22 protein-coding genes are annotated in these 24,199 nt (G+C 53.0%); 20 read left to right on the plus strand and 2 right to left on the minus strand.

The features are described from left to right. Window positions 1-8: 8 nt before the first annotated feature. The 10 genes from QWY20_RS05660 to acpS all read left to right on the plus strand — a co-directional run bounded on the left by QWY20_RS05660 (window position 9) and on the right by acpS (window position 8,398). Window positions 9-704, plus strand: coding sequence for a sigma-E factor negative regulatory protein (locus tag QWY20_RS05660; RefSeq protein WP_330128058.1), 696 nt, complete (start codon window positions 9-11; stop codon window positions 702-704). Further along, window positions 704-1,648, plus strand: coding sequence for a MucB/RseB C-terminal domain-containing protein (locus tag QWY20_RS05665; RefSeq protein WP_330128059.1), 945 nt, complete (start codon window positions 704-706; stop codon window positions 1,646-1,648). Before QWY20_RS05660 ends, QWY20_RS05665 begins: the two co-directional genes overlap by 1 nt. Further along, complete coding sequence (locus QWY20_RS05670; protein ID WP_330128060.1) at window positions 1,641-2,120, plus strand: SoxR reducing system RseC family protein; 480 nt, start codon at window positions 1,641-1,643, stop codon at window positions 2,118-2,120. Before QWY20_RS05665 ends, QWY20_RS05670 begins: the two co-directional genes overlap by 8 nt. Before the next feature lie 113 nt (window positions 2,121-2,233). After that, window positions 2,234-4,033, plus strand: a complete 1,800-nt coding sequence (gene lepA / locus QWY20_RS05675) for a translation elongation factor 4 (RefSeq protein WP_330128061.1) — start codon at window positions 2,234-2,236, stop codon at window positions 4,031-4,033. Between the two features lie 13 nt (window positions 4,034-4,046). Next, window positions 4,047-4,970: a signal peptidase I gene (lepB, locus tag QWY20_RS05680; RefSeq protein ID WP_330128062.1), complete on the plus strand. Its 924-nt coding sequence runs from the start codon at window positions 4,047-4,049 to the stop codon at window positions 4,968-4,970. Next, the gene (rnc, locus tag QWY20_RS05685) at window positions 4,971-5,654 is read left to right on the plus strand and encodes a ribonuclease III (protein WP_330128063.1); all 684 of its coding nucleotides are present in this window, start codon (window positions 4,971-4,973) and stop codon (window positions 5,652-5,654) included. After that, window positions 5,644-6,555, plus strand: a complete 912-nt coding sequence (gene era, locus QWY20_RS05690; RefSeq protein ID WP_330128064.1) for a GTPase Era — start codon at window positions 5,644-5,646, stop codon at window positions 6,553-6,555. Before rnc ends, era begins: the two co-directional genes overlap by 11 nt. Next, on the plus strand, window positions 6,542-7,282 hold the full coding sequence (recO, locus tag QWY20_RS05695) for a DNA repair protein RecO (RefSeq protein WP_330128065.1): 741 nt from the start codon (window positions 6,542-6,544) through the stop codon (window positions 7,280-7,282). Before era ends, recO begins: the two co-directional genes overlap by 14 nt. Window positions 7,283-7,292: 10 nt before the next feature. After that, window positions 7,293-8,021 (plus strand): pyridoxine 5'-phosphate synthase, encoded by a 729-nt coding sequence (pdxJ, locus tag QWY20_RS05700; RefSeq protein ID WP_330128066.1) that lies wholly within the window; start codon window positions 7,293-7,295, stop codon window positions 8,019-8,021. After that, window positions 8,021-8,398: a holo-ACP synthase gene (gene acpS, locus QWY20_RS05705; protein WP_330128067.1), complete on the plus strand. Its 378-nt coding sequence runs from the start codon at window positions 8,021-8,023 to the stop codon at window positions 8,396-8,398. The genes pdxJ and acpS overlap by 1 nt, the downstream gene beginning before the upstream one ends. A 1-nt stretch (window position 8,399) precedes the next feature. Here the strand turns inward: acpS and barA are convergent, their stop codons facing one another. Beyond that, a complete protein-coding gene (gene barA, locus QWY20_RS05710; RefSeq protein WP_330128068.1) occupies window positions 8,400-11,159 on the minus strand; it encodes a two-component sensor histidine kinase BarA in 2,760 nt (919 codons plus the stop codon). 83 nt (window positions 11,160-11,242) lie between these two features. Here barA and rlmD point away from each other — a divergent pair, with 83 nt between their 5' ends. The 7 genes from rlmD to eno all read left to right on the plus strand — a co-directional run bounded on the left by rlmD (window position 11,243) and on the right by eno (window position 20,052). Next, window positions 11,243-12,568 carry a 23S rRNA (uracil(1939)-C(5))-methyltransferase RlmD gene (gene rlmD / locus QWY20_RS05715; RefSeq protein ID WP_330128069.1) on the plus strand — a complete coding sequence of 442 codons (1,326 nt, stop codon included), beginning with the start codon at window positions 11,243-11,245 and terminating at the stop codon, window positions 12,566-12,568. A 175-nt stretch (window positions 12,569-12,743) separates the two neighbouring features. Next, complete coding sequence (gene relA / locus QWY20_RS05720) at window positions 12,744-14,930, plus strand: GTP diphosphokinase (protein ID WP_330128070.1); 2,187 nt, start codon at window positions 12,744-12,746, stop codon at window positions 14,928-14,930. Between the two features lie 13 nt (window positions 14,931-14,943). Further along, entirely contained in the window at window positions 14,944-15,717 is a 774-nt protein-coding gene (gene mazG, locus QWY20_RS05725; RefSeq protein ID WP_330128071.1) for a nucleoside triphosphate pyrophosphohydrolase, read from the plus strand. A gap of 73 nt (window positions 15,718-15,790) precedes the next feature. Then, window positions 15,791-16,312 (plus strand): hypothetical protein, encoded by a 522-nt coding sequence (locus QWY20_RS05730; RefSeq protein WP_330128072.1) that lies wholly within the window; start codon window positions 15,791-15,793, stop codon window positions 16,310-16,312. Beyond that, complete coding sequence (locus tag QWY20_RS05735) at window positions 16,309-16,857, plus strand: hypothetical protein (RefSeq protein WP_330128073.1); 549 nt, start codon at window positions 16,309-16,311, stop codon at window positions 16,855-16,857. Before QWY20_RS05730 ends, QWY20_RS05735 begins: the two co-directional genes overlap by 4 nt. Before the next feature lie 205 nt (window positions 16,858-17,062). Beyond that, window positions 17,063-18,700, plus strand: coding sequence for a CTP synthase (locus QWY20_RS05740; RefSeq protein WP_330128074.1), 1,638 nt, complete (start codon window positions 17,063-17,065; stop codon window positions 18,698-18,700). A 59-nt stretch (window positions 18,701-18,759) separates the two neighbouring features. After that, window positions 18,760-20,052 carry a phosphopyruvate hydratase gene (gene eno, locus QWY20_RS05745; RefSeq protein ID WP_330128075.1) on the plus strand — a complete coding sequence of 431 codons (1,293 nt, stop codon included), beginning with the start codon at window positions 18,760-18,762 and terminating at the stop codon, window positions 20,050-20,052. Window positions 20,053-20,123: 71 nt separating this feature from the next. On the opposite strand, the gene QWY20_RS05750 is transcribed toward eno, so the two are convergent. After that, on the minus strand, window positions 20,124-21,584 hold the full coding sequence (locus tag QWY20_RS05750) for a protein adenylyltransferase SelO (RefSeq protein WP_330128076.1): 1,461 nt from the start codon (window positions 21,582-21,584) through the stop codon (window positions 20,124-20,126). A gap of 189 nt (window positions 21,585-21,773) precedes the next feature. On the opposite strand from QWY20_RS05750, the gene QWY20_RS05755 reads away from it, so the two are divergent. The 3 genes from QWY20_RS05755 to QWY20_RS05765 all read left to right on the plus strand — a co-directional run bounded on the left by QWY20_RS05755 (window position 21,774) and on the right by QWY20_RS05765 (window position 24,185). Next, window positions 21,774-22,067, plus strand: a complete 294-nt coding sequence (locus QWY20_RS05755) for a high-potential iron-sulfur protein (RefSeq protein ID WP_330128077.1) — start codon at window positions 21,774-21,776, stop codon at window positions 22,065-22,067. A 111-nt stretch (window positions 22,068-22,178) separates the two neighbouring features. Beyond that, entirely contained in the window at window positions 22,179-23,411 is a 1,233-nt protein-coding gene (locus QWY20_RS05760) for an adenosine deaminase family protein (protein ID WP_330128078.1), read from the plus strand. 48 nt (window positions 23,412-23,459) lie between these two features. Next, entirely contained in the window at window positions 23,460-24,185 is a 726-nt protein-coding gene (locus tag QWY20_RS05765) for a substrate-binding periplasmic protein (RefSeq protein ID WP_330128079.1), read from the plus strand. The last annotated feature ends 14 nt before the right edge of the window (window positions 24,186-24,199 follow it).

A 24,199-nucleotide genomic window follows, 5' to 3' on the forward strand; every position in this document is an offset into this window, starting at 1 on the left:
GAATGACTATGTCGTCTAAACAACAGCACTGCCAGTCTGCCGGGCAAACGCCGCAGTCCTATTCGGCCGAGCCGACCGTTGAATCATCACTGGATTGGCTTTCGGCTGCCATTGATGAACAGGGTGTGAGTAGCCAGCAGTTAGATCGCCTGCTGCAAGATGAACAGTTGCAGCAGCGCTATGAGCGTTATCATCTGATTGGTGCTGCCATCCGCCAGGAACTGCCTAAACACATTCAGCTTGATTTTTCTGCTCAGTTTGCCGCTACCTTGCAGCAGGAAGCTGTGCATCAGCTGCAGCCCCATGGCTCGATTCTGCAACGTGTGGGGGCGCGGTTCAAAGCGGCAGCAAACAGTGAGTGGTTTAAACCGACCGCGCAAACAGCGATCGCTGCCAGTGTGGCTCTGATGGCTGTGGTTGGGGTACAACATTATCAGCAACCGTATGAACAAGAATTGATGTCGCCATTGCCGGTGCTGCAAACCCAGCCGGTTGCCGGCTTTGCCACGCCAGTGAGTTTAAGCCAGACCACGGTTGATAACCGTCTTGAGCAGCATGCTCATCAGGCGATGCTGGAACAACAGCGCCGCTTGCAGGAACTATTAAATGCACACCATCAACAAGTCCGGGTGCTGGAGCAAGCGGCTTTGCTCAATGAACAACCTCAGCCTGCTGTTGATGCGGAGCCCAACGGAAACAACTAATGCGATGCTCCTTGTTGCTGCTGCTTGTCAGCAGCCTGCTGTTTGCTCCGCTGCTGCAAGCCGAGTCCAAGGGATGGCAGCTGTTTCAACAAAGCCAGCATGCCGTTCAGACCAATAATTTCGATGCCTCTTATGTGGTGATTAAAGGCGAGCAGATCAGCAGCTTTCGCTGGCTGCACGGACTGCATGAGCAGCAACAACTGGAGCAGTTGGTGCCGATGGACGTGGATGGCATTGATATATTGCGTAAAGGCAAGGTTGTGTATTACCTCACCCCGGAAAAGCCTGCCCTGGTTACCCTGAGTTCCTACATCAAAGAATTGCCTTCCTTACTGTATCTGCCGATAGACGATCTGCGTGAATTGTACGATCCGGTCTCCGGCAGTGTCAGTCAAATGGGTGGGCGTTCGGCCCAATTGTTGCGCCTCAGTGCTTTTCACCCTGGTCGCTTAAGCTACTGGCTATGGCTGGATATTGAAACTGGTTTTCCGCTGCGGATTGATACTGTGGCAGAGGGGCATCAAGTGCTTGAGCGTTGGCTGGTGACACACTTGCACATCAGCCCGGAGTTGCCTGCATCGCTGCAAGCTTTGCTGGAACTGCCACTACCGACGCCGGATCACCGACAGCTGCAACCGCGAGGATCAGCGCCGCTGGCTTCAGACATCCAGTTGGCCTGGCTACCGTCCGGCTTTAAGATGATTGAAGATCCCTTAGTGGTGCCAAGCCTGGGGGTTCCTTTGCTGCATTACTGGTTGCTCACCGATGGGTTGCATCAGGTATCGGTATTTGTGCAACAACCAAACCAGCAACCACCTCAGGCATACCGTGATGGTGCAACCACCATTTATGTGCACTCTACAGAGCAATTTGATGTGACGGTGATAGGGCCGGTTACGCTGGAGATTGCCCGCCAGATTGCCAATGCGGTCCGCTATGATTGAGCAGGTTGCCACGGTACGAAAGCTGGGTTCAGACGGGGTTTGGTTAGAAACCACACCAGTGACTACCTGCAACTCCTGCGCTGCCAGCGATGACTGCGGCACTGGCATCGTCGCAAAAACCTTTACCCCGAAGCGCAGTCAGTTTTTCCTGGTCACCGACATTGCGCTATTACCAGGTCAGATGGTGCGGATAGGAACGACCGAGCAACGATTGCTGCTGGCTGCTTTCAGTTTGTACCTGCTGCCTCTGGTGCTGATGCTGTCCGGAGTGGTTGCACTTAGCTGGTGGTTCCCTGCTTTGGCGGAGTGGTGGTTGATTGGCGCTGCATTTGGCTTGCTGTGGGCCGGTTACCATCTGGCAGCTAAACTATCAAAAGGATTGGAACGCAACGCTGTGCTTTTGCTGGAAGTGTTACCGGAACTGGCGGTCACGAACCAGCAAGCCGAAGTCACGGCAGCCAAGATCACATAGCCAGCCGTAGCAGGATCGAGTACAATTCGCCGATAATCCAATCATGCCATCTGTCTGGAAAGCACGAGCTACTCAGCAGAGCAGGGCGCAGCGTTTGAACAATTTGAGACATTATGCCAAAACTCAGTCATATCCGTAACTTCTCTATCATCGCTCACATTGATCATGGCAAGTCCACCTTGTCGGATCGTCTGATCCAGCATTGCGGTGGCTTGTCCGACCGTGAAATGCAACAGCAAGTTCTGGACTCCATGGATCTGGAGCGTGAGCGCGGCATTACCATCAAGGCACAAAGCGTCACCTTGCATTACAAAGCCCGCGATGGAGAAACTTACCAGCTGAACTTTATTGATACCCCTGGCCATGTTGACTTTAGTTATGAAGTCAGTCGCTCGCTGGCTGCCTGTGAAGGTGCCTTATTGGTGGTGGATGCTGGCCAGGGCGTAGAAGCCCAGACGGTGGCGAATTGCTATACGGCCATTGAGATGGACCTGGAAGTGCTGCCGGTGCTGAATAAAATCGACTTACCGCAGGCTGATCCAGAGCGGGTGAGTGCCGAGGTAGAAGACATTATTGGTATTGAAGCGGTCGATGCGGTGCAGTGCTCGGCCAAAACTGGCCTGGGTATTGAAGATGTACTGGAAGCCATTGTACTAAAGATCCCGCCACCGGAAGGCGATACTGATGCACCAACTCAGGCACTTATTATCGACTCCTGGTTTGATCCTTATCAGGGCGTGGTGTCGCTGGTGCGGGTTAAGCATGGTCAAATCAGCAAGAAAGATAAAATCAAGGTGATGTCGACCGGTCAGGTGTACGATGTCGATAAAATCGGTATTTTCAGCCCTAAGGCCACCGAAACTCAGGTATTGAAAACTGGTGAGGTTGGCTTTGTCATTGCCGGCATTAAAGAAATTAAGGGGGCCCCGGTTGGCGATACCTTAACCCTGGCCAAAAACTCGGCCACTGCGCCTTTGCCTGGTTTCAAGCGGGTGAAGCCGCAGGTTTATGCGGGTGTGTTCCCGATTTCATCGGACGATTACGAAGATTTCCGTGATGCGCTGGCCAAACTGAGCCTGAACGACTCTTCACTGTTTTATGAGCCGGAAAGCTCCAGTGCACTCGGCTTTGGCTTTCGAATTGGTTTCCTCGGCATGCTGCATATGGAAATCATCCAGGAGCGGTTGGAGCGGGAATACGATCTTGATTTGATTACCACAGCACCGACGGTTATTTACGAAGTAAAAACCAAGGCGGGTGACGTGGTGATGGTCGATAACCCAAGCAGTTTGCCTGCGGTGAATGATATCGCTGAAATCCGCGAGCCGATTGTCGAAGCGCATATTCTGGTACCGCAGGAGTATCTGGGCAACGTCATTACGCTGTGCATTGAGAAGCGGGGCACCCAAGTCAACATGACGTACCATGGCCGTCAGGTGGCTGTAGTCTATGAGCTGCCGATGGCGGAAGTGGTGATGGATTTCTTCGACCGCTTGAAATCCACCAGCCGTGGTTATGCCTCGTTAGATTACAGCTTCAAGCACTTCCAGGAGTCCGACATGGTGCGGGTGGATGTGTTGATTAATGGCGAGCGGGTTGATGCGCTGGCGATGATTTGCCATCGCGACTTTGCCCAGAATCGTGGCCGCTCACTGGCAGACAAGCTCAAAGAGCTGATCCCCCGTCAAATGTTTGATATTGCCATTCAGGCCGCGATTGGCAATCACATCATTGCCCGCACTACCGTGAAGCAGTTGCGTAAAAACGTCCTCGCAAAGTGTTATGGGGGTGATGTTAGCCGTAAGAAAAAACTGCTGCAAAAACAAAAAGAAGGCAAAAAACGGATGAAGCAGGTAGGCAATGTGGAAGTGCCACAAGAAGCTTTCCTGGCCGTATTGCGGATGGATAAATAATACAGGACTCTTTATGGCTGGATACTTTGCAATTTTTCTGGTGCTGCTTACCATCGCCAGTGGTTTGATTTGGTTGCTGGATGCCCGGCTGTTCGCTCCCAAACGGCGTGAGCAGGTAGAACAGGCAGTCGCTGCCGCTGGTGGCAAGCTACCGCCAGAAACCATAGAGCGGATCGCCAAAGAGCCCTGGCTGGCCGAGACAGCACGCTCCATTTTTCCAATCATTGCCATTATTACGGTGTTGCGCTCGTTCTTATTCGAGCCTTTTCAGATCCCTTCCGGTTCGATGATGCCTACCTTGCTGGTGGGTGATTTTATTTTGGTGCAAAAATTCGCCTATGATGTGAAGGATCCGGTTTTTCGCAAAACGCTGTACCGCAACAACACCCCTTCGCATGGGGATATTGCGGTCTTTAAGTATCCGGAAAACCCGCGGCTCGATTACATCAAGCGTATTATCGGCTTGCCGGGTGATCGGGTGATTTACCGTGATAAGCAGTTTTTTATTCAGCGCGCCTGCACTGAAGCGCATCAGGGTCAATGTCCTGGGCTGGAGCAAGTACGCTATAGTTTTACTGCGGAAGGCGAGTTTACTCAACAGGGTTTGCCGCAGCGACGCTATACCGAACAGTTTGGCGACAAGCAGTACGATATTTTGCTGACCGCTGCATTGCCGGAGCAAAAAGGCCAGTATTTTCGCCAGGCCGGCACGGCCATCGATGAGTGGCTGGTGCCTGAAGGCCATTACTTTGCCGTTGGTGATAACCGCGATAACAGCCGTGATAGTCGTTTTTTTGGTTTTATCGAAGAGGACTTGATGGTGGGTAAGGCGGTCTTTATCTGGATGAGCTTCGAGTTTAGCGACAATCCAGATCGTGTATTACCACGTTGGATACCGGTCGGCATCCGCTTTGAACGTTTGGGACGTATCCGCTAAATGACAAAAGAACAAAACCCGTTAAGCCGTCTGATGCCGCTACTCGGGCATTCATTTGCCGAGCCGGAACTGCTGCAGCAGGCACTGACTCACCGCAGTTGCAAGGGGCGTCATAATGAGCGGCTGGAGTTTTTAGGGGATGCTATTTTAAGCATGGTGATTGCAGAAGCCTTGTACCAGAATTTTCCCAATGCCAAAGAAGGCGAACTTACCCGGATGCGTGCCAGCCTGGTCAAAGGCGTCACGCTGGCAGAAATTGCCGGCGAGTTATCCATCGCTGATTATCTGCGGCTTGGGCCCGGTGAAATGAAAAGTGGTGGTCATCGCCGCGAGTCCATTCTGGCCGATGCCTTTGAGGCCATCTTAGGGGCCATCTATCTGGATGCTGGCCTTGAGGTCTGTAAAGAGCGGATCCTGTTCTGGTTTGCCAGCCGTTTGCAACAGATCACACCGCAGCAGCAAAAAGACTCGAAAACCCGTTTGCAAGAGTATTTGCAAGGCAGGCGTTTGGCGCTGCCGGTGTATCAGGTCGAAGAGACGATTGGTGAAGCGCACAATCAGTATTTCACCGTGAGTTGTACCATTGATGGACGAACCCCGGTGCAAGCCAGTGGTAGCTCGCGCCGTAAGGCTGAGCAAGATGCTGCCCATAAAATGCTGGAGCAGATCCAATATGAACAGTGAAACCTCACCGCCTGAAACCCGTGCAGGTCTGGTCGCTATTGTCGGCCGGCCTAATGTGGGCAAGTCCACCCTGCTTAATGAGTTGATTGGGCAGAAAGTCAGTATCACGTCACGTAAACCACAAACCACCCGACACCGGATCCTGGGTATTGATACCCGTGAGCAGGTACAGACCGTGTATGTGGATACGCCTGGCCTGCATATTGAAGAAAAGCGGGCCATTAACCGCTTAATGAACCGCGCTGCTGCCAGCTCCATCCTGGATGTTGAGTTGGTGCTTTTTGTGGTGGAAGGTACCCGCTGGACCGATGACGATCAGATGGTGCTAAACCGACTGATTGCTGCCAAAAAAGATGTGATTCTGGTGGTGAATAAAACAGACCAGGTGGCGGATAAAGAAAAGCTGATGCAGCAGCTGCAATGGTTAGGTCAGCAGCTGAACTTCCTCGAAATCGTGCCGGTTTCTGCTAAAAATGGCAAAAATGTCGCAGAGTTGCGCGCTTTGGTGCAAAAGCAGTTGCCTGCCTGTGAGTTCTTTTTCCCGGAAGATTATGTGACTGATCGCTCGATGCGGTTTATGGCGGCAGAAATTGTACGCGAGAAGTTGATGCGCTTTTTGGGCGATGAATTGCCCTACTCGGTGACGGTGGAGATTGAACGTTTTAAGTGGGAAGAGAACCTGTACCACATTGCTGCTTTGGTACTGGTAGAACGGGAAAGTCAAAAGCGGATGGTGATTGGCAATAAGGGTGAGCGGGTGAAAACCATCGCCACCGAGGCGCGGAAAGATCTGGAGCGCCTGTTGGAGCAAAAAGTGTTTTTGCAAATCTGGGTCAAGGTCAAATCGGGCTGGGCTGATGATGAACGCGCTTTGCGCAGCCTGGGGTATGGCGAGAACTAGCCTGGCAACGCCCTGGCATGCGGCCTATATCCTGCACAGCAGGCCGCTGGCAGAGCACAAGGTGATTTTGCAGCTGCTGTTGCCGGAGTTAGGCCGTCTTTCTGCGGTGGTACGAAAGCGCAGTGGCAAGCAGCGGCAACCCTTACAACCCTTTCAATTGCTTACGCTGCAGCTGACAGGCCAGCATGAATTAAAAACCATCGTAAAGCTTGAAGAGCAAGCACCGGGAGTGCCACTGCGTGGTGTGGCGCTGCTTTGCGCTTTTTACCTGAATGAACTGCTGTGCCGGATTTGGCCGGATAACCTGGCCAGTGAGCAGTTGTTTTTGCTCTATCAGGCGGCGCTTAAGCAACTGCAGCACAGGCCACCGCAGCTTGAGCAGCTGGAGCCTGTGTTGCGGCAGTTTGAGTTTGCACTGTTGGCTGAGCTTGGGCAACCGGTAGACTGGCAGTTGGATGCTTTGGGCCAGCCGCTGCAACCGCAACTTTGTTATCGCTGGCAGCATGAGCAAGGCTGGGATCAGTGCGAGCAGGGCTTTTCGGGTTTACTCTTGCAACAAATTGGTCAGGGGCTTTGGTCAGAACCAGGTTGCCGGCAGGCTGCCAAGCACATCAGCCGCTTGTTGTTAAAGCCCTTGCTTGGTGATAAACCATTGCAAAGCAAAGAGCTTTTTTCTAAGCGCACCGCCGAATCCGTGCAGGTGCCGTGGCAAGACGATCATTCTTAAGGAGACCGCAATGTCGGCAATTTATTTGGGCGTTAATATCGATCATGTCGCAACTTTACGTCAGGCCCGTGGCACCAATTATCCTGAGCCGGTGCATGCCGCTTTGGTCGCGGAGCAGGCCGGTGCGGATGGCATTACCGTGCATTTACGTGAAGATCGCCGCCATATTATCGACCGCGATGTGTACCTGCTTAATCAAACCATCAGCACCCGCTTAAACTTTGAAATGGCAGTGACCGAGGAAATGCTGAACATAGCGCTGGATGTGAAGCCGCATTTTTGTTGCCTGGTACCGGAAAAGCGCGAAGAGCTGACGACGGAAGGCGGCCTGGATGTGGCCGGTCAGCTGGATAAAATCCGTACCGCCTGCCACCGCCTTGCTGAGGCCAATATTCTGGTGTCTTTGTTTATCGACCCGGATCTGAACCAGATCGATGCGGTGCTGGCAGCAGGTGCCCCTTACATAGAGCTGCACACCGGCCGTTATGCGGAAAGCAGTGGCGAGCAGCAACAGCAAGAACTGGCTCGCATTCAGCAGGCGGCCCGTTATGCGCACAGCAAAGGTTTGGTCGTGAATGCCGGCCATGGCCTGCATTACCACAATGTGCAACCCATCGCGGCCATCCCTGAAATGTACGAGTTAAATATTGGCCACGCCATCGTGGCCCGGGCGGTGTTTAGCGGCTTGCATGCGGCTGTAGCGGATATGAAACAACTGATGACCGAGGCACGCCGCTAATGGCCATTGCCGGGCTTGGCACCGATATCGTGCAAATCAGCCGGATTGAGCGCAGCCTGGCACGCAGCCCGGCATTGGCAGAGCGGGTGCTGACCGCTGCAGAACTGGTTGAGTTTGCCGGTCATGCTCAGCCCGCCCGTTTTTTGGCCAAGCGCTTTGCCGCCAAAGAAGCGGCCGCTAAAGCCCTGGGCACTGGGATAGGTCGGGGGGTGTCCTGGCAGCAGTTTCAGATTGACCATAACGAGCTGGGAGCGCCACTGCTTCGCTGCAATGGCTACAGTTTGGAGTTAATTCAACAACGTGGCATCCAGCACTGCTGGCTTAGCATCAGTGATGAACAGGACTTTGCCTGTGCCACCGTAGTGCTGGAGCGCTGACTCAGGCTTGTTCATCCGGTATGGCAACCAGTTGGTGCCACTCGGTGCCTGCCAGATCCTGCAGCAAGCCTTGCACCACATCCGCTAACTCCAGCATTTCCGGCTCCAACTGCTCCAGGCTCTGGCCACGTTTTAACTGGGTCTCCAATTGCTCTGTCAGTTGCTTCAGTTGAGGTACGCCGCTGTAACAGGTGGCGCCATGCAGTTTGTGCACATGGTGCAACAGTTGCTCTGCATCGCGTTGTTGCCAGGCTTGTTGAATATGCTGGTAAGAGTCCGGCAGTGAGCTGCACAGCATCTGCAGCATTTCCAGGGCCAACCCGGCCTTGCCTCCGGCACGTTGCAGCGAGAGTGACCAGTCGATGTAGTTGCTGTGCGGAATGGCAGGCTCTTGCCGGGTTGGTAGGGCGGGCTTGCTAAGCGGCAGGTGTTCCTGCAGGGCCAATTGCAGCATGTGCTCATCCAGCGGCTTACTTAAAAAATCTGCAAACCCAAGCTGCAGCAAACGTTCACGCTCACCGGCAACCGCATGCGCAGTCACTGCTATCACCGGTGTTTGCTCATTCAGCGAGCTTTGCTGAATTTTTTGGCAGGCTTCGATACCATCCATCACCGGCATATTGATGTCCATAAAAATCATGTCATACAGATGTTGGGTTGCTTTCTGCCAGGCTTCGGCACCCTGCACTGCGGTATCGACATGCAGTACCAGCTCCGATAATAAGGTGTGGATCAATTTGAGATTGGCCTCGTTATCATCCACTGCCAGCACGCGCAAATTGGCTTTGGCTGGCTTTAACGCGACAGCACCACTGTTTTTCTGCTCCACAAAAGGCTGAGCAAGCACCAAAGCCAGTTTGCGGTGATGAACTGGTTTGGATAAGCAGGCATCTGCACCAGAAAGCTGAATGGCCTCACGCAGGTGAGGCGAGAGGGTATTGACCAGCAAAAAGCAATGATCAACCTGTGGCCTGACACGTTGCACCAGCTCCTGAATTTGATTCAGCTGGTGCAGTGACAGGGTGCGACCAAGTAAAGCAAAATCGTAATGTTGCTGGTGTGCAAGCGCTTGCTGCAGTTGGGCCTGGGTAGCGCATAGGGTGACGTTGAGTCCCCAGCTCAGTAGCAGGTTACTGCATGCCTCGCGTGAGTACTGTTGTGGCTCGAAATACAGCAGTCGTTTGCCATCGAGCAGCTCAAGCGGCAGCGGCTCAGCCACCGTGGTCGGATGACGTTTGCACTCCAGGGTGAACCAGAAGGTTGCTCCTTTGCCTGCCTCACTATCCACACCGATATGACCCGACATGGCATGCACCAGCTTTTGTGAAATCATCAGGCCAAGGCCAGCACCGGTATGTTTACCGGTAGTGGCTTTGTGCTGACTGCTGCCGCGGAAAATGTATTGTTGTTGCTCTTCGGTTAGGCCAATGCCAGTGTCCTGCACCGAAATATGCAAGCTTAACTGGTGCTCGGATAAAATACTGGCCCGAACCCTGATCAGCACGCTGCCGCGCTCGGTAAACTTAATGGCATTGCCGGCAATATTCATCAAGACCTGAGTGAGGCGGGTCGCATCCACCACCACATCATCCGGGCAGCTGGGGTCGACAATCAGAGCCAACTCCAGTTGTTTCTCAAATGCCTGAGCCGCCAAAAGCTCCGTTGCATCATCCAGCAATTCGCGCAAGGATACCGGCTGTTGGTTCAGTGGCATCCGGCCCTCTTCCAGGCGGGCAAAGTCCAGCACATCATTGACCAACACCAGCAAGCTATTGGCCGACTTTTGAATGGTTTGCAAGTAATCGAACTGACTGGCACTGAGCTGAGTCTTTAGTAGTTGGCGGGTAAATCCCAGCACGCCGTTTAAAGGCGTGCGCAACTCATGACTCATTTTGGCGAGAAACTCAGTTTTCTGCCGGTTTTCTTCCATCGCTTTGCGTTTGCCAAGTTCAAGCTCAATGCTCTGAACTTCCAGTTGCTCCATGCTTTGCTGCAAGTCGGCCGTTGCCTGTTCAACCTGATGCTGCATGTCATCCTGCAGCTCCTGACAGCATTGAATCAATTGCTCAATACCCTGAGCCAATTGGTGCAGCTCATTGGAGGACTCTGCCTGTTGTGGCGTTGGTAGGGGCAAAGACTTGGCTTGTTGCAGTTGCTGCAGCATCTGCTGGATAGGCCGGTGAATGCTGCGGCTGGCCAGCCAGCCCAGGATAGTGCTCAGCAGCATTGCTGCTAGAACTGCCAGCACGGACGACAATATGGACGATTGTCTGGCCAGGATCAGATTATCCCGTTGCAAGCGGACCGCCAGATAGCCCAGTTGTTGTGGTGTGCTTGCTTGCTCAATTTGTTGCCAAATCGGACTTCGGATGATCAGCCAGTCGGCAGCGCTTTGCAGCTCGGTAAATTGCAGCTTATTTTGCTGGTTGCTCAGTTGCAGCTGATGAATACCCGGATAGTGGTTGCTGGTGGCGATCAGCTGATGCTGGGCATCAAACACGGCAATGCTTTTTACCAGTGGCGAGTTTTTGCGATGACTGACATCCAGCAATTGCCCGAGCATATACTGGTTGCCTTGTGCCAGCGCTTCAGCACTGGCCAATGCCAGCGGCTCGGCAATGTTGCTGGCTTGCTGTTCTAAAAAGTGTCGCACATCCTGCGTACGGGCCTGGGTAAAGTAAAGGCCAAGCAGTGCACTGATCAAAAAAGTCGGTGCAACAATCAGCAACAGAATGCGGTGATGCAGCGCAAGAGTCGTCATGGCGAAAGCGGCTTGCTACAATAGATCGTTGATTCAGCTATCATGACACAACCTTCTGAAAATGCCTACAAGGGTCTTTGGCTATGGCCATCATTTATCAAGCAAAAAAAGCTGTCGTTGTTAAGCCTGCCCAGCGTCTTATCATTAATGCGCTGGATCATCTGGGGCAGGGCATGGCGCGACTGGATGGCCGGATAGTATTTGTGCCGGGTGCTTTGCCGGGTGAAACCGTGCAAGTAAAACTTAGCAGCCAAAAAAAGAACTTCAGCAAAGCCGAATTGCAAAAAGTGCTGGAACCTTCGCCGGACAGACAGCCTGCCGCCTGCCCACATTATCAGCAGTGTGGTGGTTGTCAGTTGCAGCATGCCAAACCTGAAGCGCAGTTGCGCTGGAAGCAGCAGGCGGTGGAGCAATTGCTGAGTCATCAACTGGGGCTTGCGCAATTGCCCTGGGAGGCTGCTATCACAGGGCCGGAGTTTGGTTATCGCCGCAAAGCCCGGCTTGGTGTTTGGTACCAGCAAAGCAAAAAAGTGTTTCAGCTTGGCTTTCGCCAGCAAGGCGATTTTCGCATTCAGCCATTGACGAAGTGCCAGGTGCTGAGCCCGGTGTTGCAGCCAGTGTTTTCGGTACTGCTGCCGGTGCTCAAGCAATTGCAGCAAGGGCGTAGCATTACCCATCTGGATCTGATCGATGCCGATGGGGTGGCGTATGTTGTGGTGCGCCATATCGCGCCGCTTCCTGCCAGTGATAAAGCACAACTTTGTGCCAGCTGGCCGCAAGCCCGTTGGTTTGGGGAGGCCGAGACCGGCTGTTTTAGTGCCTGGCAAGACAGTGAGCCTGACCTGAGTTACGCGTTAACATCGCAGCAGCTGCAGCTGAGTTTTCAACCCGATGACTTTATTCAGGTCAATGCTGCTGTGAATCAACAAATGGTCGCAACGGCACTTGACTGGTTATCGATTCAGCCGCAGGATCGGGTGCTGGATTTGTACTGTGGCATTGGTAATTTTAGCCTCCCGTTGGCGCAGCAAGCAGCCGAAGTGGTTGGGGTAGAGGGCCTGGCAGCTATGGTTGAGCGGGCTGCAACCAATGCGGCCAACAATGGTCTTAGCAATGTGCAGTTTGAGCGGGCGGATTTGCATTTACCCTGGCCGGACAGCGGTTGGAGCCTCCAGCGCTTTGATAAAATTTTACTGGACCCTGCCCGGGCTGGTGCCAGTGGGGCTATTGAGCAGTTAGCGCGTTTGGGAGCCGGCAAAGTGCTGTATGTTTCCTGCAATCCTGAGACCCTGGCCCGTGATGCTGGTCAGTTGTTGCAGCAGGGCTATCGGCTGACGCGGCTCAAAGCTGTGGAAATGTTTCCGCAAACCCGCCATTTGGAAGTGATGGCGTTGTTTGAGCAGGTTTAAGTAAGAGAGCTATTACGCTCGGTGAGCAGCTCTGATGACTGGGTACGCTAAGCAGACGCTTTTTGCCATGGATGGCAAAACGCAGCCCCCATGGATGGGTTTACGGCGTGTCTGTGTGCGCTACCCAGTCGTCAGAGCCTGACTGATATCCGTATGAGACGACAAGGGGAAAACCATGGTCACCGTTCGCCATGTGCACCGGACCGACAGCACTGAATTGCTGAGCCGCTTAACGGCCCTGAAGCTATCGGAAAAGAAAATCGATGCACTGTTAACGGCCGAGTCCTGGTTCTTGCAGCAAGGCATCAGTGATGATCAGCCTAAACTGCGCGATGGCTGGGAGATGGTGGAAATTCTGTCTGAACTGCGGATGGATAAAGACGCCTTGCTGGCGGCCTTGCTGTTCCCGCTGTTTGATGCTGGCTTATTGTCCGCGGAAAGCATTGAAGATAATTTCCCGCCTGCTGTACTGCCAATGTTGCTGGCGGTGAAGCAGATGGAAGCCATTCGCAGCATTCCCCTTGGCGCCAATCAGACACTGCAACCCCAGCAAGCGGATAATTTACGCCGCATGCTGCTGGCGATGGTGGAAGATGTGCGGGCGGTGGTGATTAAGCTGGCCAGCCAGATATGCGAGCTGCGCAATGTCAAAAATGCCGATGAAGAAACCCGGGTATTGGCGGCCAAGGAAACCAATGCCATTTTTGCCCCTTTGGCCAACCGCTTGGGCATTGGTCAAATCAAGTGGGAGTTGGAGGATTTAGCCTTTCGCTACCTGCACCCACAACTGTACAAACAAATTGCTAGCTTGCTGGAAGAAAAGCGGCTCGACCGTGAGCAGTTTATGCAGGATTTTGTTGCTCAGGTTGAGCGGAAAATCGAAGAGGCTGGCTTAAAAGCGGAAGTTTATGGCCGGCCTAAGCACATTTTCAGCATCTGGAAAAAAATGCAGAAAAAGCAGCTGGCCTTTGATCAGCTGTACGATATCCGGGCAGTCCGTATTATCACCGAGCGGGTGCAGGATTGTTATGCAGCGCTTGGCCTGGTGCATACCTCCTGGCGGCACTTGCCGACCGAGTTTGACGATTACATCGCCACCCCCAAGCAAAACGGCTATCAATCCATTCATACCGTGGTGATAGGCCCTCAGGGCCGGGCGGTGGAAATTCAAATTCGTACCCGTCAGATGCACGAAGATGCTGAACTGGGGGTCGCCGCACACTGGAAATACAAAGAAGGCTCGCAGCATGGCCGCGAAGGCTACGATGAAAAAATCGGTTGGCTACGCAAACTGTTGCAATGGCAGGAGGAGTTGGTCGACAGCGCCGATCTGGCTGAAGAGCTGCGCAACCAGGTGACTGAAGACCGGGTCTATGTGTTTACCCCTAAAGGCGATATCGTCGATTTACCGCTTGGTTCCACGCCACTGGATTTTGCCTATTACGTGCATTCCAGTGTAGGGCATCGCTGCATTGGCGCCAAAATATCCGGCCGTATCGTGCCCTTTACGTACCAGTTGAAAACCGGCGATCAGGTGGAGATTTTAACTGGCCGCGAGCAAAACCCCAGTCGGGATTGGTTAAATCCGCACTTAGGCTATTTGAAGTCGAGCCGCGCCCGCTCTAAGGTACAGTATTGGTTCCGCCAGCAGGATAAAGACAAAAACCTGGCTGCCGGCCGTGACTTGCTCGATAGTGAACTGGCCAAGCTGAACTTGCCGATGGAGCATCCGGCCAAGGTGCTGCAGCGCTTTAATGTCAACAGCATGGATGAATTGCTGGTGGGCATTGGTGGCGGTGACATCAAACTGACACAGGTGGTGCATTACCTGCAAAGTCAGCAGCCAAAAACCAATGAACCGGAAATCGACCCGCGGCTGAAGCAAAAGCCCAGTGCGCCCAGGGTGCAAAGCGATGTGGTGGTGCAGGGTGTGGGCAATTTGCTCACCCATATGGCCGGGTGCTGCCAGCCGCTGCCTGGCGATGCCATCATTGGCTACATTACCCAGGGCCGTGGTATTGCGGTACACCGGGATGATTGCGACCAGTTCAGACTGATGGAAGCGCAGCATCCGGAGCGGGTGGTGGACGCCACCTGGGGTGATCAGTACGCCTCGGGCTATGCGGTTGATATCCGTATACTGGCGCATGATCGCAACGGCTTACTGCGTGATATCACCAGCATTCTGGCCAATGAAAAGGCCAATGTCACTCAGATGAACAGCTACTCCAATATCAAAGAACAGAGCGTGGTGATCAACATGACGCTGGAGCTGTACAACCAGGACTCGCTGAACAAGTTGCTGAGCAAAGTCAGCCAGGTACCGGATGTGCTGGAAGCCCGCCGCTGTCATCAAAATTAACGGAAGCCAATGAATGTCTTACCAAATGGATGATTTACTGGCCATTATGGCCAGATTGCGGGACCCGGAGCACGGCTGTCCCTGGGACATCAAGCAAACCTTTAGCAGCATCGTGCCCTATACGCTCGAAGAAGCCTACGAAGTGGCCGATGCCATCGAACGGCAAAGCTATGACGACTTAAAAGACGAACTGGGGGATTTGCTGTTTCAAACGGTGTTTTACGCCCGCATGGCCGAAGAGGAAGGCCGCTTTCAGTTCAGTGACTGCGTGCAGGCTATCTGTGACAAGCTGGTGCGCCGTCATCCGCATGTGTTCGCTGATACCACAGCCGATGATGCCGACCAGGTGCTGCAAAACTGGGAGGCCCTGAAAAGCGAGGAGCGTAAAGCCAGCGGTCAGCACAGTGTGCTCGACAACATTCCTGCCGCCATGCCGGCACTAAGCCGTGCCTACAAACTACAAAAACGCTGCGCCAATGTTGGTTTTGACTGGAGCGATGTCAATGGCGCCTGGGATAAAGTCAAAGAAGAGGTGGCCGAAGTCGAAGAGCTGCCCGCAGACAGCCCGGAGTTGGCCGAAGAGCTCGGTGATCTATTGTTTGCCCTAGTCAATGTAATACGCAAGCACAAGCTGGAACCAGAAGGCGTGCTGCGCCAGGCCAACAGCAAGTTCGAACGCCGTTTTCGGGCGGTGGAAGAAGAGTTGGCCAAGCTGGGTAAAACCCCGCAGCAAAGCGACCTGGCTGAAATGGATGGGCTGTGGGAGCTGATTAAGAACAGAAACTGAATATGGACTTTGTTGATGTTATGATTTTTTATTGATACCATTTGGTTAATTGTAAATTTCATGGATGTTTTTTATGGTTACGCTAAATGTTTTGGTAGGTGGTGCCTCAATAACACCAAGATTAAGCAACAAAGAGCGAAAAAAGGCCGAAGTTGCTAAAGCCAGTCTTCAAGACTCCTCTCTAACTGTAAACCGAGTCACTGCTGCCAGAATGCGAAATGCAACAGTAGCTGAAATGAACCGGCTTTCAAAAATGAGCATCGCTGATTTTAGACAGTTACTGCTCTGGCAAGGGTTGAGCACAGAAAGATTTAATGACAGACAGCTGCAGCAGCAATTAAATATGCAGGTACTATTGCTAAGAAACTTAGCAGTGGAACTGCTTAATGCAGATGTTGTTCAAGCTCAAACACCTATTATCATCTCTGGCTCATATGCTGGTGGGGTTGGAATGGTAACAAAAATCTTGGGGCCTACGGCCGTTGCGAGTCAGTACCCTATGGCAATTGCGGTATGGTGGGAGTGCAACTCTGTTTGCCGGATAGAAACTATCCATTATTTTGATAAAAATATTGTACGGGAGCTTAAGCCATGAAAGTGTTAAGAGCCCTGTTGTATATCGCTTTGTCTTTCTCTTTGGGATTGTCCGCTGAGGAGCGCAATTATATGGGTTGCCCATGGTTGATTCCGGAACGATTTGTGAAAATTGCAGAGAATGAATACCGTAATCAAAATGATGACTCCTGTATTAACAGTTGGAGTCCTGCATCCATACTGTTTACGACATACGATGGCGAGAATACTGCTTACTACGTAGAGCTGAATCGCTCAGAAGATACGCAAGTGCTATTGCTTCGGCATAAAGCACAAAACAGTAATTTCAACATTTACTCCTTGTTTATAAAAGAGATGCACTTTGAAAGGGCTAGTTTTTTAGATGAGCTGCTGATTGTCTCTGAGGAGGAAGGTCAGGCTATTGCGCTTTCTGGTTTGCAGAAACCTGAAGTAGAGCATCTGACCCGTGGTTGCCCCATACAACAGCAAGCATCGATGGTGCACTATGATATTTTTGAGCTCTTTAAAAAAGGCGAGCTGGACCTGATTCAAAGTAATCAAGACATTCAAATTCTTGTCCATTAATTACCCGTATTATCGTCAGTTGAATAGGCCTGGCGATTTTCCCTGCAACAGCATTGAGCCGCAGGCTTTGCTTTGCTATACTTGCCTCCCGTCCTGATACCAAATTTCCATCGTAAGCAACACCCATGCTGTGGGTGATTTTGTCGTTGCTGATGTTTGGGGCCATTGGTTATCTTCGCTTTCATTAACGTCGTCTAGGGGTCTCATGACTACACGGTATATTTTTGTGACGGGCGGGGTGGTTTCCTCCCTGGGTAAAGGCATCGCAGCAGCATCGTTGGCAGCCATTTTGGAAGCGCGCGGTTTATGCGTCACCATCCTGAAGCTAGACCCTTACATCAACCTGGATCCTGGCACCATGAGCCCCATCCAGCACGGTGAAGTCTATGTCACCGAAGACGGTGCCGAGACCGACTTGGACTTAGGTCACTACGAGCGCTTTATCCGCACCAAGATGTCCAAGCGCAACAACTTCACCCAAGGTGCTGTCTACGCCGACGTATTGCGCCGTGAGCGCCGTGGCGACTACCTTGGCGCCACCATTCAGGTGATCCCGCACATTACCAACGAAATCAAAGCCCGCATTATTGCCGGTGGCGAAGGCCACGACATTGCCATTGTGGAAATTGGTGGCACCGTGGGCGATATCGAATCCTTACCGTTTTTAGAAGCCATCCGTCAGTTGGCGACCGAAGTTGGCCGTGAGCGTACTTTGTTTATGCACCTGACGCTGGTGCCATATCTGGGTACCGCCGGTGAAATCAAAACGAAACCGACTCAGCATTCGGTGAAAGAGCTGCGCTCCATCGGTATCCAGCCGGATATTCTGGTCTGCCGCTCCGATCGGGCCATTCCTTCCAATGAGCGGGCGAAAATTGCCCTGTTCACCAATGTGGAAGAAAAAGCGGTGATCAGCTTAAAAGATGTTTCCAGCATTTATCAGATCCCGGCTTTGCTGAAGTCGCAGGGGCTGGACGATTTGATTGCCCGCCGTTTTCACATCGACTGCAAAGAAGCCGATCTGGCCGAGTGGGAGCAGGTGCTGTATCAGGAGTCCAACCCGACCGGTGAAGTCACCATTGGTATGGTCGGTAAGTACGTGGAGCTGCCGGATGCTTACAAATCGGTCAATGAAGCGCTGGGGCATGCCGGCCTGAAAAACCGCTTAACCGTCACCATCAAGTACATTGACTCGCAGGATGTCGAAAGCAAAGGCACCGCTATTCTGGCTGGGCTGGATGGCATTCTGGTGCCGGGTGGTTTTGGTGAGCGCGGCGTGGAAGGCAAGATTAAAGCGGCTCAGTACGCCCGTGAAAACAATGTGCCCTACCTGGGTATTTGCCTTGGCATGCAGGTGGCACTGATTGAATACGCCCGTCATGTCGCTGGCATGGCCGATGCGCACTCCACTGAGTTTAACAAAGCCAGCACTCATCCGGTGGTGGGCTTGATCACCGAGTGGCTGGACTCTGATGGTGCGGTGGAAACCCGCAGCGAAGACTCCGATTTGGGCGGCACCATGCGCCTTGGCAGCCAGGCCTGTAATCTGGTGAAAGGCACCAAAGCGCGGGCGATTTACGGTAAGGATGTGATCCAGGAACGTCATCGTCATCGCTACGAAGTGAACAACCATTTTTTACCTCAACTCAAAGAAGCAGGCCTGGTGGTATCCGGGCTATCTGCCGACAACCAACTGGTGGAAATAATAGAAATCCCTACCCACCCATGGTTTGTGGCCAGCCAGTTCCATCCGGAATTTTGCTCCACACCCAGGGATGGACATCCACTGTTTGAGGGCTTTGTGGCGGCCAGCCACCAGCACCAAAAGCAACAACGCGTCTAACAAATCCGGGCCGCGCTCTTTGAGTGCGGCTTTGTTGTTTTATCTACAGGGAAATTACTATGTCTACGATTGCCAACATCATTGCCCGTGAAATCATCGACTCGCGTGGCAACCCGACCGTGGAAGCGGATGTGATTTTAACCAGCGGCATTATCGGCCGTGGCTGTGCCCCATCCGGTGCCTCGACCGGCTCGCGCGAAGCGCTGGAGCTGCGTGATGGCGATAAAAGCCGTTACCTGGGCAAAGGCGTACAGCAAGCGGTGGCCAACATCGCAGGCCCGATCAAAGCTGCCTTGGTAGGACAGGATGCACAGCAGCAAGCTGAAATAGATCGCATTATGATCGAGCTGGATGGTACTGAGAGCAAAAGCAAGTTGGGTGCTAACGCCATCCTGGCGGTGTCGCTGGCGGTGGCGCGTGCCGCCGCAGCCGATAAGCAAATCCCACTGTACCAGCACATTGCCGATTTAAATGGCACCCCGGGCCAGTACTCAATGCCGGTGCCGATGATGAACATCATCAACGGTGGTGAGCATGCCGACAACAACGTCGATATTCAGGAATTCATGATCCAGCCAGTTGGCGCTAAGAGCTTCAGCGAAGGCCTGCGGATGGGCGCTGAGATTTTCCACCAGCTGAAAAAAGAGCTGCAACAGCGCGGCCTGAATACAGCCGTCGGTGATGAAGGTGGTTTTGCCCCGGATCTGAAATCGAACGAAGAAGCCTTAGCAGTGATCGTCGAAGCGGTCAAAGCGGCCGGCTACGAAATGAACAAAGACATCACGCTGGCGCTGGACTGCGCTGCCTCTGAGTTTTACAAAGACAATATGTACGTGCTGTCGGGGGAAGGCAAGAGCTTTGATTCGTTCGGCTTTAACGATTTCCTGGCTGACTTAACCCAGAAATACCCCATCGTCTCGATTGAAGATGGTCTGGATGAAAGCGACTGGGACGGCTGGAAAGACTTAACGCAGAAAATCGGCAATCAGGTGCAGCTGGTGGGTGATGACTTGTTTGTCACCAACACCAAGATCCTGACCCGGGGTATCGAAGAAGGCATCGGCAACTCCATTTTGATCAAATTCAACCAGATTGGCTCGCTGACCGAAACCCTGCAGGCGATTAAAATGGCCAAAGACGCCGGCTTTACCGCTGTAATTTCGCACCGCAGCGGTGAAACCGAAGATGCCTTTATCGCCGATCTGGCAGTAGGTACTGCGGCCGGTCAAATCAAAACCGGCTCGCTGTGCCGCTCGGATCGCGTTGCCAAGTACAACCAGCTGTTGCGTATCGAGCAGGAGCTGGGCGACAAAGCCATCTACAAAGGCCGTAGCGAAATCAAAGGCCAGTAAGATAGGCTGAGCAATAAAAAAAACCTGCCAGAGGCGAAAGCCCTGGCAGGTTTTTTTATTGGCTTGTTATCTCAAGTGCCACAAAAAGTCCGGTGCACCACTTCTTCGGGCTTGGGCGGGGCGATTAAATCCGCATCGGCAATGCTGGCAAAAGGTGTCTGCCAGGCTTGTTGCAGACGCTGAAATAAGCGCAAGTCGCCATGGTCCTGTGCTTGCTCGATGGCTTTGGCAATTAAGTGATTGCGTGGGATCAGCAGCGGATTGACGCCATCCATCTGCGCTGTGATTTCGCTATGACTAAGCGGCTGTTGGGCCAGTCGTGTCAGCCAGCGCTCGCGCCATTCGGTGAATGCAGTGCAGTTGGCGAAAAGCGCTTGAGCTTTGCTATCGGCTGCTGGGCGCAGCTCATCACTCAGGTAGCGAAAGCCGAGGGTAAAGTCGACCTGGTGTTGCTCCAGCAAGTGCAGGTAATCATCGAGTAAGACTTTGTCGGCCGGACTGGGCTCGGTGATGCCGACTTTGGCCGCCATCTGCGACAGCCACAGCGCTTCATACTGCGGCTGAAATTGCTGCAAGGCTTCGGTGGCTAACTCAACTGCGACTTTTTCATCTGCGTCAATCAGTGGTAGCAGGCACTCGGCCAGCCGGGCCAGATTCCACAGCGCTATCGGGGGCTGATTGCTGTAGGCATAGCGACCACGCCGATCAATCGAACTGAATACTTTATCGGCCTGGTACTGATCTATAAAAGCACAGGGGCCATAGTCGATGGTTTCGCCCGAGATGCTGGTGTTGTCGGTATTCATCACGCCGTGAATAAAGCCGAGTCGCATCCAGTGGGCGATGAGGGTGGCTTGTTTGGTCACCACCTGCCCGAGGAAGGCAAGGTAAGGATTGTCCTGCTGTTGGCAGTCCGGGTAGTGCCGGTCAATCACATAATCGGCGAACTGGCGCAAATAACCGGGGTTGCCCAAAGCTGCAATGTACTGAAAGGTGCCAATGCGAATATGGCTGCTGGCGACCCGGGTCAGAATGGCGCCTGGTACGGGCTCATCCCGATAGACATTCTGACCGGTTGCAACGGCAGCCAATGCCCGGGTGGTGGGCACGCCCAGCACCTGCATGGCTTCGCTGACCAAATACTCACGGATCACCGGGCCGATGACAGAGCGGCCATCACCGCCGCGGGAGAAAGGGGTTGGGCCGGCGCCTTTGAGTTGCACATCAAAGCGCTTGCCATCCTGTGCAATCACCTCGGCCAACAACAGCGCCCGGCCATCGCCCAGCTGTGGGTTGTACTGACCAAACTGATGACCGGCATAGGCCTGAGCCAGTGGCTTGGCCCAGGCGGGGACGCTATTGCCGGCAAATTGCTGCAAGCCGAGCTCGGTGCGCTGCTCGGATTTTGCCAGTCCGAGGTACGCTGCCAGTGGCTGATTAAACGCCAGCCAATTGGGAGCCTCTACAGGGCTGGCTTGCCAGGACTGATAAAACTGGCTGGGTAGACGCGCGTAACTGTGATCGACCTGCACAAAAAACTCCTGCGGTGTTTTATGGTCATCTATTGTACCTCAATCCAGGTTTGGTAGCCTGCCAAATAGCAGCTATGCTTTGCTCATGAGTTGGTTTATTGCGCCGTATCAAAACCAAACAATACTTTCGTCAGTAAAATAACCAAATAATTAGAAAAATTACTTTTTACACTATGCAGGAGTTTAACCATGTCAAATACCAATGAAAAACGTCGTCAGTTTCTGAAGCTCTCCGCTGGCGGTTTGATCGGAATGACGCTTGGCGGTGTCAGTTTACGAGCCATTGCTGCTGAAAAGGTAAAGCTGGATGATCCGCTGGCGGTGGCAATGCGCTACACCCACGAGTCGGAAGTGGAAGGCCAGTACTGCCACAACTGCAACCTGATCCAGGGCGAAGAAGCTGACTGGCGCCCTTGTGCTATTTTCCCCGGGAAATTAGTCGCCAACGAGGGGTGGTGTGCGGCCTGGGTTGCCATGCAGTAAGTGACGCGATGGTATAAAAACAAGGCCAGTCAGTGATATGACTGGCCTTTTGCCTTCAGCAGCAGAGTATTTGCGGCTACACTAAAGCCATTATTGCCAAAGGATGCTGCCATGCCACGTTATTCCACCGATTTTATCCGCGCCATGCCCAAAGCCGATTTGCATCTGCATTTAGATGGTAGTTTACGGCTGGATACGCTGCTGGCTATGGCCAAAACTCTGAAAGTGCCGCTGCCGGCCGATACGGTAGAGGGGATGCAGGCCCAGGTGTTCAAGCCGGCCTATCAGAATCTGGGCGAATACCTACATGGCTTTCAATACACCTGCGCTGTGCTGCGGGATGCCGATCATTTAACTCAAGCCGCCTACGAGCTAGCGCTGGATAATCTGGCTGAAGGGGTCAATTACATCGAAGTGCGTTTTGCACCGCAGCTGCTGATGGATTTAAGCAAAGGACTGGATTTTGATACTGTGATGCGGGCGGTTAATGCGGGCTTACACCGGGCGGAGCTGGAGTACAACAGCTCGGCCGCGGTAGTGGAGCAGGGCAAGCCGCCGTTTCGCTACGGCATCATCAACTGCGCCATGCGGATGGTTGCGGCCAAAGGTTTTTCGCCTTATTACGACCAGCTGTTTCAATTAATGCGCGACTTTGAGCCGATGCAGGTGATTAAACTGGCGGCGATGGAGCTGGTTCGGGCTAGCGTGCGGCTGCGTGATGATGAAGGTATACCCATTGTCGGCTTGGATTTGGCCGGCCAGGAATCGGGTTATCCGGCCAGCAAGTTTAAAGAAGTGTACGATTATGCCCATCAGCACTTTTTGCTGAAAACCGTACATGCCGGCGAAGCCTATGGCGCTGAGAGTGTGTTTGAAGCCATTACCGAGTGCCATGCCGATCGGATTGGCCATGGCTATTCGTTGTTTTTACCAGAGCGGATTCAGGACCCGGCCATTGCCGATCCGGCAGCCTACAGCCAGCGGCTGGCGTCTTTTATGGCGGATAAGCGCATTGCCATTGAAGTCTGCCTGACCAGCAATTTACAAACCAACCCGGCCATCGCCGATATCCGCCAGCATCCGTTTGCCGAGATGCTGAAAAACCGGATGGCGACGGTGATTTGTACCGACAACCGTCTGGTGTCCAATACCACCTTAAGTAATGAATACCAGCTGGCGCTCGATCACTTTGATATTCCAATCAAACGACTCAAGGACATGGTGGCCTACGGCTTTAAGAAGAACTTCTTCCCCGGCAGCTATGTGGAAAAGCGCCAGTACGCCAAAACCTGCCTGCAGTATTTTGACCGGGTGGCGCAGCATTATGGCTTTATTTCGGGTTAAATCATTACTAAGCTAGCAAGCAACGTGCATCCTATATGGGAGAAGCCGATGGTGTTTGGTCGCAGTTACCTGGCCGCTTTGATGCTGGTATTTTGCTGTGCATTATCAGCTCAGTCGAAACCACTGACTGCTGTTGCCGAAGCTTGGCAGGGGTATACAGAGCCGGATGGGCAGGGCATTTACTGGCAGATCGTGCGGGAAGCCATGCTGCATTCCGGCTACCAGATCCAGCCAGAGGTTGCGAACTGGAAACGCGCCCGCCATCAATTTGAGCAAAAGAACGCTGAGTTATTGATTGGCGCAACCCAGGTAGACATGGCACAGGCGATTTTTCCTCGTTGGCATTTGGACTTCGATGATGCCATCTATCTGTTCACGTTAGAGCCAATGACGGATCTGCAGCAGCTGCAGCATCAGACAGTGGTTTTTTTATTGGGTTACCAGTTTGAGCGTTATCTGAGTGATATCGTGATTCGATCTTACGAAGTTAGCACCACGGATCAGGTGCTGGATTTGTTGCAGCTTGGGCGAATTCAGGCGTTTATTGGTTACCACTTTAATCTGCCAGAGACTGCCCGGGTGCATCAACAGCAGTTGCGTGAGCGAACCCCTTTGTACGTGGTGTTCCAACCAACCGAGCGAGGCCAAAAGTTGGCGGCTGCTTATGAGCAAGGTATGGCTTATTTATACCAATCCGGCCGTTTGCAAGAAATCTTCGCCAATGATAGCTTGTACCGCATGGCAGGCTTTCCGGTCAAGGTCAACACGCCCTAAGGATAGCATTTCAT

Origin of the sequence: Alkalimonas cellulosilytica, assembly GCF_036325985.1 — a bacterium.
Classification (GTDB): Bacteria; Pseudomonadota; Gammaproteobacteria; order Enterobacterales; family Alteromonadaceae; genus Alkalimonas; species Alkalimonas cellulosilytica.

Excerpts from the sequence above, each read along its gene's own strand:
- QWY20_RS05730 (WP_330128072.1), top strand. The coding sequence starts at position 15,791 with ATGGTTACGCTAAATGTTTTGGTAGGTGGTGCCTCAATAACACCAAGA.
- eno (WP_330128075.1), top strand. The coding sequence starts at position 18,760 with ATGTCTACGATTGCCAACATCATTGCCCGTGAAATCATCGACTCGCGT.
- acpS (WP_330128067.1), top strand. The coding sequence starts at position 8,021 with ATGGCCATTGCCGGGCTTGGCACCGATATCGTGCAAATCAGCCGGATT.
- rlmD (WP_330128069.1), top strand. The coding sequence starts at position 11,243 with ATGGCCATCATTTATCAAGCAAAAAAAGCTGTCGTTGTTAAGCCTGCC.
- lepA (WP_330128061.1), top strand. The coding sequence starts at position 2,234 with ATGCCAAAACTCAGTCATATCCGTAACTTCTCTATCATCGCTCACATT.
- barA (WP_330128068.1), bottom strand. The coding sequence starts at position 11,159 with ATGACGACTCTTGCGCTGCATCACCGCATTCTGTTGCTGATTGTTGCA.
- QWY20_RS05670 (WP_330128060.1), top strand. The coding sequence starts at position 1,641 with ATGATTGAGCAGGTTGCCACGGTACGAAAGCTGGGTTCAGACGGGGTT.
- pdxJ (WP_330128066.1), top strand. The coding sequence starts at position 7,293 with ATGTCGGCAATTTATTTGGGCGTTAATATCGATCATGTCGCAACTTTA.
- QWY20_RS05740 (WP_330128074.1), top strand. The coding sequence starts at position 17,063 with ATGACTACACGGTATATTTTTGTGACGGGCGGGGTGGTTTCCTCCCTG.
- QWY20_RS05755 (WP_330128077.1), top strand. The coding sequence starts at position 21,774 with ATGTCAAATACCAATGAAAAACGTCGTCAGTTTCTGAAGCTCTCCGCT.
- QWY20_RS05735 (WP_330128073.1), top strand. The coding sequence starts at position 16,309 with ATGAAAGTGTTAAGAGCCCTGTTGTATATCGCTTTGTCTTTCTCTTTG.
- rnc (WP_330128063.1), top strand. The coding sequence starts at position 4,971 with ATGACAAAAGAACAAAACCCGTTAAGCCGTCTGATGCCGCTACTCGGG.
- recO (WP_330128065.1), top strand. The coding sequence starts at position 6,542 with ATGGCGAGAACTAGCCTGGCAACGCCCTGGCATGCGGCCTATATCCTG.
- QWY20_RS05760 (WP_330128078.1), top strand. The coding sequence starts at position 22,179 with ATGCCACGTTATTCCACCGATTTTATCCGCGCCATGCCCAAAGCCGAT.
- QWY20_RS05765 (WP_330128079.1), top strand. The coding sequence starts at position 23,460 with ATGGTGTTTGGTCGCAGTTACCTGGCCGCTTTGATGCTGGTATTTTGC.
- lepB (WP_330128062.1), top strand. The coding sequence starts at position 4,047 with ATGGCTGGATACTTTGCAATTTTTCTGGTGCTGCTTACCATCGCCAGT.
- relA (WP_330128070.1), top strand. The coding sequence starts at position 12,744 with ATGGTCACCGTTCGCCATGTGCACCGGACCGACAGCACTGAATTGCTG.
- mazG (WP_330128071.1), top strand. The coding sequence starts at position 14,944 with ATGTCTTACCAAATGGATGATTTACTGGCCATTATGGCCAGATTGCGG.
- QWY20_RS05660 (WP_330128058.1), top strand. The coding sequence starts at position 9 with ATGTCGTCTAAACAACAGCACTGCCAGTCTGCCGGGCAAACGCCGCAG.
- QWY20_RS05665 (WP_330128059.1), top strand. The coding sequence starts at position 704 with ATGCGATGCTCCTTGTTGCTGCTGCTTGTCAGCAGCCTGCTGTTTGCT.
- era (WP_330128064.1), top strand. The coding sequence starts at position 5,644 with ATGAACAGTGAAACCTCACCGCCTGAAACCCGTGCAGGTCTGGTCGCT.